Consider the following 13,465-nt stretch of genomic DNA (forward strand, 5'->3'; position numbering starts at 1 on the left):
CAGCAGAGCTCGATGTGCTGGCGTTTGAAGGCGATGAAGCCCTGAGCTTGCCGTTCAGCTACCGGATTGAGTTCACCAGCGCTGATCATGCCATCAGCAAAGAAATGATGCTGATGAAAGCGGCCTCCCTGACGCTGCAGGCCCCGGTAGACCAGGGTTACGGCATCAAAATGCAACAGGCCGTGCGCACCCTTCAGGGAGTGGTGAGCGGCTTTGAGCGCCTCAGTACCTCCAAAGATGAAACCCATTATGCCCTGACGCTCCAGCCACGCCTGGCGCTGCTTGACCGTTCGCATCAGAACGCCATTTATCAGGACATGTCGGTCCCACAAATCGTGGAAAAAATTCTGCGCGAGCGCCACAACATGCGCGGTCAGGATTTTCTGTTCTCGCTTGCAAAAGAGTACCCGCGTCGTGAGCAGGTGATGCAGTACGGCGAGGATGACCTGCACTTTATTACCCGTCTGTTGGGTGAGGTGGGCATCTGGTTCCGGTTTACCACTGATACGCGCCTGAACATCGACGTGGTGGAATTTTATGACGGCCAGCAGGGGTATGAGAAAGGCCTGACGCTGCCATCGGTTCCGCCATCAGGACAGCATTCAAAAGGCGTGGACTCGGTCTGGGGCATGGAGAGCCATCATAACGTGGTGCAGAAGCAGGTCAGCACCCGTGATTACAACTACCGTCAGGCGACGGAAGACATGAACACCCGGGTCGATGCGACTCGCGGGGATGCCACCACCTACGGTGATGCCTACCACTATGCCGACAATTATCTGACGCCGGGCAGCGCATACGACCGCAATCCTGCGCCGGAATCGGGGGCGTTCTACGCCCGCATTCGTCATGAGCGCTACCTGAATGGTCAGACGCAGACCCGCGCCATCACCAGCTGCCCGACCCTCTCTCCTGGGCAGGTGCTGAAAGTCACCGGCGGGTACGAAGTGGCAGAGGTGTTTGCTCAGGGCGTGGTCGTCACAGCGATGCACAGCCATGCGCGCCGTGATGAAGACTTCGGCGTCAGGTTCGACGGTATCCCGGACAGCACTGATTTTAGTTTCCGCCCTGAGCCTGGCTCACGCCCGGTGATGGCCGGCACCTTGCCGGCCCGCGTCACCAGCACTACCGAGAACGATACCTACGGCCATATCGATAAAGATGGCCGCTATCGCGTCAACATGCTGTTTGACCGTGATAACTGGGAAACCGGATTCGAGAGCCTGTGGGTACGGCAGTCCCGCCCGTATGCGGGTGATACCTACGGCCTGCACCTGCCGCTGCTGGCGGGCACCGAAGTGGCGATTGGCTTTGAGGACGGTAACCCGGACAGACCGAACATTTCTGGCGTACTGCACGACTCGGCCCACAGCGACCACGTCACCATCCGCAACTACAAACGTAACGTGCTGCGCACACCGGCGAACAACAAAATCCGCCTCGACGATGAGCGCGGGAAAGAGCATATCAAGGTCAGCACCGAGTACGGCGGCAAGAGTCAGCTGAATCTCGGACATTTAGTGGATGCGGAGAAGCAGAAGCGCGGTGAGGGTTTTGAGCTCAGAACCGACAGCTGGGGAGCCATCCGGGCACAGAAAGGGATGTTCATCAGCGCTGATGGCCAGACGAAAGCACAGGGCCAGGTGCTGGAGATGCAGCCAGCGGTCAGCAATCTGGGCGATGCCCGGGAGCAGATGACGTCCATCTCTGGTGACGCGCAGAAGGCGACCGCGAATCCGGCCGATCTGCAGGCGCAGATAGCGTTGCTGGAACAACAGCTGACAGACCTCAAAAAATCGGTGCTGCTGCTGAGTGCTCCGGACGGCATCGCACTGACCAGCGGACAACATCTGCAGGTATCTGCCGGGCAGAACCTGATAGCCACTGCCGGTAAAAATGTTGATGTCAGCGTGGTGAAAAATTTGTTCATCGGGGTGGGTAATGCCCTGAGCGTATTTGTGCGTAAGCTCGGTATTAAGCTCATTGCGAATCAGGGGCCGGTGCAGATACAGGCGCAGAACGACCTGATGGAATTGCTGGCCCGTAAAGAAATCAGCATTGTCAGCACGGAGGATGAAATCAAAATCATCGCGAAGAAGAAGCTGACTCTGAATGGTGGTGGGAGCTATATCCGGATTGATGCGAGTGCGATTGAATCTGCTACTGCAGGTGAATATCGTACGAAAGCAGGACATTATGGGCGTAAGGCAAGCGCATCAGAAAAGGTCACGCTGCCTGTATTTCCTGTAATGGAACCTGGCGAACAAAGCTTACGTTTTGCTTTCCCTGGTGCCGATAGTGTCTGCCAAAGTATGGACTGGATGACAAATCAGCCATACAGCATTACTGACAGCAATGGCAAAATCCTGTCGACCGGCACGGTAGACAGTTCAGGTCGCTTCCCGAAAATAGTGCTTCCTGAAAGCGATACATTAAATTTAATCATTGGGCGAGAAACCTGGAGTAAAGAGGAGCTTTCTTTTTCATCAACTGAAGACGACAGTATGGAATATTTTGAGGATGAAGCACCTGATGCTGATCTTTATTTAAGTGAAATGGATTCTGAAGATGATAGAACATCATCATTGACTGAACCAATGATTGCAACTTTATTAAACTTAACAAAGGTTAGTTGATAATGTTAAGTATGCTTATGAAACTTACGTTGAGTGTGGCTATCTTATTTTATAACTTCGGTGTATATGCTGTATGCCTGAAAGAGGGGGATAAGATTGTACTCACAGGAGTAATGAAAGAGGAATTATTTTACGGCCCCAAAAATTGGGGGGAAGATAGGGAGCATGACGAAAAATTACTCTATTGGATCCTGCATTTAAATAATCCGCTACAGTGCGTGGTTGATGCTAATACTGAGCAAAAAGGTTGGGACAGCAATGTTCAGCTCATTGTTAGCGGTGATGATTATAAAACTAAACGCAATTTACTTAATCACCATGTCACTGTAGATGGAAAAGTTATGCTTGCTGTCACAGGCTATCATATGACTTCAGTTTTACTAAACGACACCAGCTTTAAACCAACGGGAAAATAAAAAGGATGATGTATGAGATTTGTAAAAGCGACATACCATCTTGAAACCAAAACGGTTGAGTACGAAGCTGGTGATGGGACTCGTTTGCTAAAAACTGCAGGGACATTAAACTGGAGATTTAACAATCCCGGGAATATTATGGCATTGCCTGATGCAAGTAAGCAAAAAGGGCGGATAGGTGCCGGGACTGTATATAATCCGAAAGAAAATACATTTGCGATTTTTTCCAGCATTGAAGCTGGGGAGCGTGAAAAATGTGCATTGTTGAAGCGAAAATATCGAAATAACACCATCTCTGAGATGATGTCGCAGTATGCCCCTGAAACCGCAGGCAATGATCCCGTAGCGTATGCCAACTTTATAAGTTCAGAGAGTGGCGTTGCAAAAGATAAAAAAATATCTGACTTGGATGATAATGAATTCGGGAAAGTTGTGGATGCAATCAGTAAAAAAGAAGGTGGCCTGAAGGCCGGTACTGAAAAATGGGTATATGTGACAAATGTGACTGTTTCTGATGGCTCTCGACCAGTTGCTGATGTGCCATTTAAAGTGACAATAGGAAGCACTAGCTACGAGTGGAAAACAGATGCTTACGGCAAGCTCAAGACAATCATCCATACGAAACAAGGAATGGCTATTGTCGTCAAATATACTAATTCTGCTGGAAAAGAGGATATTGTTTATTCAGCAGTCGCTGGGGATGAAACGAAGAATATACTGCTTACGCGAAACTTTTCTCAATTCTCTGCAAAAACTCTTGCCGAGACCCCCAAACTTCCACGTGAGAAGAGCGCTCAGAAGCCGATAGAGTATATAGTCATGTCAGGAGACTCTCTATCGAAAATTGCTGAACGTTATAAGACAAGCACTTATGAAATTGCCAAAAACAATAATATAAAAGATGTGAGTAAGATCTTCCCAGGTCAGAACTTGACGATTTATGGTGCCAATACTAATGGTCCTTCAACCTATATAGTTGCACCGGGTGATACTCTTGCGAAGATTGCAGCACAAAATGGCACAACTGTTGATGAACTCGCTCGTCGGAACAATATCGCAGATATAAACAAAATCTATCCAGGTCAGTCGATATTGATTTCAAATGATGCAAACTATTCAAAATGGAGTAGCTCTGTCTCAGCCTCTGACAAACAGGCACCCAAACCTCAGCCCCCAGTTAGTAGAACTTCATCCAATGTGCAATCGGTCAATTTAGATAAAAAAACACTGGAATCAGTTGGATCTAAAAAATCGGATAAACCGATAGCATTGCTTCCCCATGAACAACGTGAGGCACCGTGGATGCAAAAAGCAATGGAAGAGGCCAAGCTGTGGGGCGGGGTTAAAGAAGATAAGATTGGACACAATTTTCATAAGCTGATTAGCCCTAAATGCAATTACACACTTTCTAATACTCCATGGTGTGCTTCTTTTGTTAACTACTGTTTTAAAGTGTCATCTTATAAAATATCCAAAGGATTTGCTGGGTCTAATTCATTTGTCGCCGATGAAAATTTTAAAAAAATATCATCACCAATTTATGGCTGTCTAATGGTATGGCGCCGAGGTGGGAAAGGACATGTGGCATTTGTTTATGGGCGAGATTCAGTAAGTGGAGAGATAATTGTTCTTGGTGGGAACCAGAATGATTCTATTAACTTTATGCTTCAAAGTGACACTACGAAAGTTTTTGTTGGCTACTATATTCCTGCTGCATATTCAGAGTTGGGTAGAGGGGCGCTTCAAGTATTTAATGTCGTAGAATTAAATGAATCAATCAATACACCATATGTACGCAAGCCGAAAGGCAAAAATAAACCTGCTGTTAAGGATAGATAAATGTGTAATAAATTACTGTTGATTTTTCTTTCCTTATTTTGCTTTAAGGCCTACTGTGGGGAAAGAGGATATTACTTGTTTGTAAGCGGCAATGAGGATGGGAAGGGATTGTACCAAAGCTATAGGGGTGAAAATAAAAAACACGAAGAAAATCAATCGTGTTGGCAGAAAAGATCTGGGTCAGAGATCTCCATCTCTTATGTTAAAACTGTTCCTGCAGGTATTACGCCTCAATTAATTGATAGTGCTATGAATGGCAAAAGCTCAAGCCTCAATATTTTGAGATACAAACTTTCATCATTTCATGATGACCAGATAGCACATGGGTTTGATGCAATGATAAATATAGAAAAGTATAATGATAATGCGATTTTAACCTTAGTACCACTTGAAGGTAAAATAGTGACTGAGAAAGTGATTTCAAGTGATTTTCAGTCATTGGACTTAGGGTTGTGCAAGGTTCTGTTTGCCGTTGATAATTATTTTGCTCCATGATTTCATGGATGGTATGCATCGAGAGCATGGGGTTTCTTGTGCTGAACATATGAAGCCTTTGTCGAGGAATTGAAGATGTATATATTTTGAGAAAATAATGTGTGGCTCATTTAGGTGAGTATTTTTATTTGAAGAAGGATGCCGTTAATGAAACTTTATTCAGAAGCTAAGCTGATTTTTAGGTTGGCATGCATATTCATGATTTTTCCGGTTAATCCTACTTGTGCTAAAGAACTTATCTTCAATACAACGTGGATAGATAATTCTGGCGAGCATGAGTTGGTGATGGAGAAGGAAGTCAATAAAGATAATACTGGAGAGCATTTATCTGTAAAACAGGTGACGAAGGGAAAGGATGATTGGATTCTAAATGATTATGTTAATGACTGTGAAGTGGATATTAATCTGAATTTGATAAAAGAATCAATTGAAGTAAACAATAGTTTTGCCGATGGCGAAGGCACTGTTTTATTTGCTTATAAAATTGGATGTATTGGTGGGATAGACCCAGTTACTGTAAAGTATTTCGCGTATAAAAATGGAGTAAAATATTCCCTACGAGGGGAAGATCATATCATAGTTGAAAACGGTGGGTATGGTGGAGAAAGCCCTCCGGTTCCAGATTATAATCTAAAAAACGATAAGCCACTGCTAAATTACATGCTGAAGAAATGGAAGTCTATTTCAACGACCAAATTAAATTAACGTCTTTATCCTTCATTAAAATAATGAACCTTTTTTGATTGTGACCTTTCACGTGGTTTTAAGTAAATTATTCCCCCACATCATCTTTACCCAAAGCCAATTTAGTTAATCTGTAATATGAGAGAATGAATGTTATATACACTTAGACATTTGCCAGAATGCTATCCAAGACCTAAGTCTCTGAAATTTTCTCGTTGGATTATTGCTCTGGTTGCCATGCTTTCGTATTTCACTAGAGGGTAAGGGGCGGGAATTTATTAGTCGTTGCAATATTTCTGGTGAGAAAGATAATATTATTTCAGCTTGCAATGGAGTGTATATCAATGCGCGCAATTATTAAGTTAACCATACTTATATCTTTCATTGTGATTATTCTGGCTAATATATATTATTACTTTGATGTGTCCAGGCGAGAAATGATTAATTGTGAGTCACCCGTACTGATCCCCATGCCAAAAAAAGGATTTCAATACAGCGGTATAATCGGTATGACTTTTAATCCCAACGGGACTGGAATGGCTTCTTTTTCTGGTGAACTCACAGAGTTAGATACTAATACTACATTTGATGTGCTGAGGATTATATATTTCGATTACTCGATTGAATACTATAGCTATTTCACATTATCAAATTTCGTTATCAAGAAAAATGTTAATGATTCAACTGATGATCAGATGTTCAATCGACTAATGTTTGATTTAAGTACAGCTGGTCGTCGAATTCGAGTTGAAAGATTGAAGGACACCGCTTTCCTTATCGAAAATACATTTAATCCGATTTTCATTTGCATTGAAAGATGATTAATAATCGGTGTAAAAATCAGAACGCTCAAAAGATTTTTATTCTGTAAATTATTTAAAAAACGGAATTTTAACCTATATTAATATGCTATTTTAACTAAATATGCCGTTTTAATGGGTTTTGAGGATATCATTTGCAACAATTCTGAATGACTCCGAGGTTGGCTTTTCTTATGAGCAGTAATGCGGTAAATGATAATGTTTATTATTTGTTGTTGGGTGAAACGGAAAGAAATATAATTGGAAAAAGTCTTTCTGAAAAAGATGCAAAAGAAGAATTAAGTGGTGATTCATCTATTAAAACAGATGTTGCTTTAAGAAAAATTGGGAAGCTTAATGAAACAATGCGTCTTGCTAAAGGGCGTAAAGGATACGCTAGCTTGAGTCTAATATATCAAGCGCTTAGTACCACCTCTGAAGCAGGATTGACAACGAGACAGATAGCAGATATTTGTGGATTATCTATTTACGTTACCCGAAATTGGTTAACAAAGCTGAATGAGGCTGGGGTAATATGTTGTCATCTTTTTGATGGAAAATCTTTAGGTTGGACTATTGATTTGTAATACTTGCGTTCTATTTGAGATGCAAGACTTTTAAACAAATTTTTTAAAAAAAGTATTGTCAGTGGTAGTAATCTCTGGCTTCTGTTTCCCTATGTTTATAGATATAGCTGTCAATTAGCATTATAGGTATTTATGTTGACCCATGATTCAGTGCTGGATGTGGACGATACTCATTCAATTGTCACGGATATAGGTGTATGTCATTCAGACGGTTTTTCAAAGTAAAATATGCCACTCATTAGTAACCTGCTACAGTTCTTTTGGGATTTGTAGGGGGCGGCCTGAGTATTTGACTGTGCGTTGTTAGCAGACAATTCCGGCTATACTTATTTATCCTAGTGTAGATATTCTGAGATGCGATATAAATATGTGATGCTGCTCTGATGAACAGGATGACCTCATTCAACTATTCGTTTTAACGTTTTAACTTAAAATTGTTGTGTTGACGTTTACAGTTTATGGTCATTATCTTTTTTAACTATTTTAAATCACTCTAATGTGTCCGTTAAATCTGTGTCGATTCAGTTGCATTAAGTATCATTAGTGTTTCATCTTGTATGTATATCTTTCATTGAATTTTAAATCTATATTTTTGATGTGTTCAACTAAATGTTTCTCCTTAAGGCATGTGGTTGTATTGTCTTTGCGACGAAACTTTATCTTTTCTCTATTAATTAAAGAGGTTTTTTTTACCGGTGTATGGTCCAGGATGGGAGGGCAATACTGATTTTAGAATATAAAGTCAAAATGATATTCATTGTAGGTCTATGGTTTTTATTATTTGCTGTCAGAAATTTAAATAATCTATAAAGTGTTAATTAATTGTTTTGAAATTGAGGATGGAAAATGAAACGCGCAACTGTGAAAGAAAGAGAGTATCTTATAGGACCATTAACAACAAGCCAATGGATTCAATCGGCACCGTATAATAACTTTGTAAAACCGTACTTAGTTGGTTGTACTGCTCTGGCTATTGCTCAATTAATGAGAGCTAATTCCTATCCAGATAAAGGTAAGGGGATGATTAATGGTATTATGGCAGAAGATCCACAAATTAATATTGATGGATATGTGTATCGTTGGGATTTAATGGATGATAAGGCTCTATCAGAAGAAGCACGAGATGCAATATCAACTATGATTGGACATGTTGCATGTGCAATCAACACGCGCTTTGGTTTATCATCTAGCTCTCAACTGGATTTTTTAGAAGAGATAAGTGCGCTTGTCGATAACTTTAGCTATGAAGATGACATATCATATATCTCATACAAAGAGACGAATAACTATACCGATTATATTCAACAATCAACTATAAACGATGCCGTTATAGAAAACCTGCAAATGGGATTCCCTGTTTTGGTTGATATTCCAGGGCATTCAACTGTATGTGATGGTTACATGGGGGATGGTGTTTTTTCTTTTAATTATGGCTGGGGGGGGGCAGTAGCTATTACTATAACTTAACTAATGATATGCAGGGTTGTAAACCAGTGTGTATTATATTTGGCATTAGGCCATCATCTGAACCGTTGTTGGTAGCAGAAAAATTATTAGTAACTAATAATGTTTTAACCCAGCTATCTTCGAGTTCTGTTGAGGTCGTTATAAAAAATATTACAGATACTAGTTTTGAGGGACATTTGAACTTAGTTTCCTGTGATAAAAATAATTTTAAAAGAAATGTTATAAGCAAAAATGTTAATATTTCCCTCGCATCAGGTGAGGAGTCTAGTTTAATAATTCCTATTGAAATGCCGATTGATATATCTTTTGGCGAAAGATATGTGGAAGTAATGTATCTTAGCAAAGATGGTATGATGCAAAAGCTTAAGGATAGTAGCAATAATATCTTAAAAGAAAAGGTTACGATTAATCGGCATGTATGTGAGACATTACATTTAGTAAATGATGTAGTGATTCCCACTACTATTCCTTATGGAAGTCAAATAGAAGTAGAAATAAAAATACATAGTGAGATTGATGAGGAAAAAGAATTTTTCCTATTGCTTACTGATATCAATACTAACATTATTAAAACTCTAGGTAGTACTATTGTACGTTTAGATAATGGTGAAAACTCACCATTTGTAATTAAAGGCGACTTCAATGAAATATCTGTAGAACAAAATTATAGAGTTATTATTGCTACAAAAAGTGAAGAGGTGTTCCCCGTTTTCGAGAAGTTAGATTTATTTGAATCTGATGTTTATATTTTATCAGAAGAAAATTATAGTGAATTTTTTTCCTTATCAAAGAATATACCACTACCAGATGTTTTATATTCAGGTGCAACTTACCCACCATCTGAGGTTGTTATTCAACCTATAGTTTTTGAAGGTAATAAGCTTTACGATTTTTACATTGAATATTTGGATGTAAACGGACGTATTATCAGGAGTAATAAAAAAAGTTATGGGGTTACAGAACTGGGGGAAATTAAGATTGACCTTAATATAAACCCTGGTCAACTCAATGTTGATCAGTCACACCCTGTTGCAGAATATTCAATACGGTTGACGCATAGTGATTTCGACGATAATGAGAATCGATATATTGTTAAGCCTGAAGATATTTCCGTTAGTAATCCAGCACTAGTCAATATATTTTACCGGAATCCTTATGATTTTATGTTCCTGACTAAAAGTATTGAAGTGAGTAAGAATGAATTCAATCATTTAGAACAGTTTGATGTTACATTTTCATCGCAATATATGATTGAATATTCGCATCTTCCAAGTGTGGAAATTGTAACGTTCAATGTTAAATTAAAAGATGAGGATTTTAATGAGTACTTAATAGGGTCTGAAAAAGGACTTATCTATTTAAATGAAAGTTTTTCCAACACCATCAGTTCGAAGGTTAGTGAACATATTCCAAGTGGTAAATATACACTCTATGTCCAGATCGTATGTGATCATTATAATGACCCATTGCCAGAGAAAGTGTATGGATACACGAATGAGGTCTTAGATGGGATAAGTATTACTATTATTTAGCTAGCTCTTTTATGTTGGTATAATAAATGTAGCGCGCTCGTGTTAATTCTGACACATTCGGGCTTTAAGTCATCAGCCTGTACTCTTCTTGTGTCAGGTTATTCAGCAATTCATGGGGGCGCTTGTTCTGCCCCCTTTTTTAGATACAACCATCATCAAGTAATACCTGTTATTACATGTCATAATTCTGTTTCATCTGCCTATTGCAAATGCAGCCTGGGATTTAGGTACAGGAACAACTCTCATTTCGTCACTCTTGTAGACCGGTAATCACTGTGAGTTCAACGGGCCGATGTGTAAGTATCCCGCATAATCGTGCCATTCACATTTAGAGATCCTCCGGCATAATCAATCTGCCAACAAAGTAGATTGCTATGCGTAAAGCCCGTTTTACTGAGCATCAGATCATTGCCGTGATTAAGTCGGTTGAAGCCGGACGAACTGTTAAGGATGTCTGCCGGGAGGCCGGTATCTCTGAAGCCACTTACTACAAATGGAAGTCCAGATACGGCGGCCTGGAGGCTTCTGATATTAAAAAGATAAAGGATCTTGAGGATGAGAACCGGCGTCTCAAACAGATATTTTCCGACCTCAGTCTGGAATGCCGCGCGTTGAAAGACGTCATCGAAAATAAGTTTTAAAACCAGCTATAAAGTGCAAGCCCGTCAGCTATCTGACGGTGCAATTTGGCATGAGCTTACGTCAGACATGCAGGACTTTATCGCTGAGCAGGACAGTGTGTTTTTATCAGCCCGATATCCGCTGAAGATGCGGATGGATAATGGGCCAGAACTGGTGTCGCTGCACCGGCGCAGTGGGCGGAAGAATACAGGCTGATGGCCAAAAACACGGAAATCTCAAGAAGTGCGTGGAACTAAAACGGGTGTGTTTACAGTATGGCGATGTTAAATTCCATTCCTGCTGCCGAACCAAAAAAGCATTCATTTGGGAAAGTGAATGCTTTTGAAATATTATGCTTAATACAATGAATGATATTACTCTATCGTTATTATCATTACAGCGTTTGCTGTAAATGCGTCGGCAGGAATATCCTCAGGTTTCATGTTTGGGTCTCGTACTATCTGAAATTCAATGTTACGCTCATTATTCCCAGTCATAAATGTCTCATTAATAATATCCGTGGTACTTGCCGCTTTACCATTATAAAATAAAGCGATGCCCAGGCCTGAGCGAGATGACTGAATCACTTGATTACCTCCAACTGACAGGGGAGTAAACTTAAATTGTGTGCTAGACGTTACACTTGCTTCTTCGCCATTACATAGAATTATTAGCTGTTTTTTAATATTCCCGACAGCCCCGAGCATGGGATTTGATGTAATATCACTTCGCTCAATATCACCCATGCTAACATTTAAATCACTATTATTGTAATTTATGTAACATATTGAAGGTTCCTCGGGCAGCGGGGTAGCATCTTGGCATGTTCTGTCTGCGGAAGTGCCCCACTGTTTGCCTTGTACATCTTGAAAAGTAAAGCATACAGTACCGGCCTGAGATTGTGAGGGCCCTGCCCCTCCCCCAAAGTTAGGACTTTGCGAAGAAATACCTTTGCTTGTATTCAATTCAACTTCTTTAGAACTTACATAATGGCTAATTGCATTTTGCAAATTGCAGATTGCCTTTCCTGGGCAAAAGTGAGTAACCATTCTCCATTTGCCAGTAAATGGAACATAGGAGTCAAAACCATCATACATGGTCGCCTGTGAATCATTGTTTCCAGACCATGTTGTAGCTCCACCAAAATAGCTATTTTGTGTGTTCGGCTTACATACAGTATTGTAGTTCGCAACTTCGATTGAACCACTCGGGCACCTGTCAGGTAAAGGCATACCCATAATCACTGCCTTTGAGTTAGATGCGAGAAGAAACACACAACATAAAATTATCATTATTGATACTACTATTTTCATAACTTATACCCATTTAGTACATGAATAACATTTATTCTGACATTACATCCGACTTTGAGATATATATACTTTCAAGCATAAGACACATACATTAGTAATATAACTAATATCTATATCAAATTTAAAATATATCATTGGTGTTATATATTGAGTTGATGGAAAATAATTAATTAGAACTGGATTGAAAATGTTAGAACGCATACCTTTCTCATGAAAGGTACGAACTACTATCGCAATTGATATAGAAAAGAGCATTACAAATCAATAGACCAATATAAAGATTTTCCATCAAAAAGATGACAACATATCAACCCAGCCTGATTTAGCTTTGTTAACCAGTTCCGGGTAACGTAAATGGATAGTCCACAATTATCTGCTATCTGTCTTGTTGTCAATCCTGCTTCAGAAGATGTGCTGAGCGTTTGATATATGGTACTCAAGTTAGTAAGTCCTTTACGACCTTTAGCAAGGTGCATTGTTTCATTAAGATTTTCAATGTTATTTAAAGAAACATCCATTTCATTGCTTTCACTTCTAAACTAATTTCGCCTTTTGCATCTTTTTTAGTAAACTTTTTTTATTATATTCATTCCGAATTACGTTTCACCAGGCACCAGATAATCAGCATTCATGCTCATAAGGAAAAAACTCTTAAGTAATTCAGGATTGATACAAACGATATCCCTAAAAGGTTATCGATTAATACATTTAGTTGGGTTGTGATGTAAATATAGGTTTATATTCCAATATTTATTTGTTTTTAAGCATGAAGTTCTGTTCATGCCTCCGGTTCCTATACTGCCAGTTCATCACCTTTCGGTGCAAATGAAATCGGATTAAATGTATTTTCGATAAGGAAAGCGTTGTCCTTCACCCTTTCAACTCGAATTCGACGATCGGATGCGTTCAAATCAGACATCAGTCGATTAAACATCTGATCATCAGACGAATCGTTAACATTTTTCATAATAACAAAATTTGATAATGTGAAATAACTATATTACTCAATCAAATAATTGAAATGGATTATTCTCAGCACATCAAATGTAGTATTAGTATCCAACTCTGTGAGTTC

Annotated in this window: 11 protein-coding genes and 1 pseudogene; 10 read left to right on the top strand and 2 right to left on the bottom strand. The window is 40.0% G+C overall.

Features of this window, described 5'->3' with window-relative positions; all coding sequences use genetic code 11:
• The 10 genes and pseudogenes from OGV75_RS07535 to OGV75_RS07580 form a co-directional block, all read left to right on the top strand.
• On the top strand, window positions 1-2,636 hold a 2,636-nt coding region (locus tag OGV75_RS07535; RefSeq protein ID WP_286480497.1), incomplete at its 5' end, for a type VI secretion system Vgr family protein.
• A 2-nt stretch (window positions 2,637-2,638) separates the two neighbouring features.
• Window positions 2,639-3,052 (top strand): DUF4431 domain-containing protein, encoded by a 414-nt coding sequence (locus OGV75_RS07540; RefSeq protein WP_233598424.1) that lies wholly within the window; start codon window positions 2,639-2,641, stop codon window positions 3,050-3,052.
• A gap of 12 nt (window positions 3,053-3,064) precedes the next feature.
• Window positions 3,065-4,891 (top strand): TIGR02594 family protein, encoded by a 1,827-nt coding sequence (locus tag OGV75_RS07545; protein WP_200014485.1) that lies wholly within the window; start codon window positions 3,065-3,067, stop codon window positions 4,889-4,891.
• The gene (locus OGV75_RS07550) at window positions 4,892-5,386 is read left to right on the top strand and encodes a hypothetical protein (protein WP_200014487.1); all 495 of its coding nucleotides are present in this window, start codon (window positions 4,892-4,894) and stop codon (window positions 5,384-5,386) included. It abuts the gene before it with no gap.
• A 147-nt stretch (window positions 5,387-5,533) separates the two neighbouring features.
• Window positions 5,534-6,091, top strand: a complete 558-nt coding sequence (locus OGV75_RS07555) for a M949_RS01915 family surface polysaccharide biosynthesis protein (protein ID WP_200014494.1) — start codon at window positions 5,534-5,536, stop codon at window positions 6,089-6,091.
• Between the two features lie 323 nt (window positions 6,092-6,414).
• Window positions 6,415-6,891 (top strand): FidL-like protein, encoded by a 477-nt coding sequence (locus OGV75_RS07560; RefSeq protein ID WP_053389974.1) that lies wholly within the window; start codon window positions 6,415-6,417, stop codon window positions 6,889-6,891.
• A gap of 173 nt (window positions 6,892-7,064) precedes the next feature.
• A complete protein-coding gene (locus OGV75_RS07565; RefSeq protein ID WP_286480500.1) occupies window positions 7,065-7,457 on the top strand; it encodes a FaeA/PapI family transcriptional regulator in 393 nt (130 codons plus the stop codon).
• 846 nt (window positions 7,458-8,303) lie between these two features.
• Window positions 8,304-8,924: a C10 family peptidase gene (locus OGV75_RS07570; RefSeq protein WP_286480501.1), complete on the top strand. Its 621-nt coding sequence runs from the start codon at window positions 8,304-8,306 to the stop codon at window positions 8,922-8,924.
• 26 nt (window positions 8,925-8,950) lie between these two features.
• A complete protein-coding gene (locus tag OGV75_RS07575) occupies window positions 8,951-10,456 on the top strand; it encodes a hypothetical protein (protein WP_286480502.1) in 1,506 nt (501 codons plus the stop codon).
• Window positions 10,457-10,830: 374 nt separating this feature from the next.
• Window positions 10,831-11,213: pseudogene (locus OGV75_RS07580) on the top strand (transposase); the annotation flags it as partial.
• A gap of 238 nt (window positions 11,214-11,451) precedes the next feature.
• On the opposite strand, the gene OGV75_RS07585 reads toward OGV75_RS07580, so the two are convergent.
• Window positions 11,452-12,390 carry a hypothetical protein gene (locus tag OGV75_RS07585; protein ID WP_181546946.1) on the bottom strand — a complete coding sequence of 313 codons (939 nt, stop codon included), beginning with the start codon at window positions 12,388-12,390 and terminating at the stop codon, window positions 11,452-11,454.
• Between the two features lie 254 nt (window positions 12,391-12,644).
• Window positions 12,645-12,908, bottom strand: a complete 264-nt coding sequence (locus OGV75_RS07590; protein WP_072058784.1) for a FaeA/PapI family transcriptional regulator — start codon at window positions 12,906-12,908, stop codon at window positions 12,645-12,647.
• Between the last annotated feature and the right edge of the window lie 557 nt (window positions 12,909-13,465).

The organism is Citrobacter sp. Cb028, assembly GCF_030336705.1.
Taxonomy (GTDB): Bacteria; Pseudomonadota; Gammaproteobacteria; order Enterobacterales; family Enterobacteriaceae; genus Citrobacter; species Citrobacter braakii.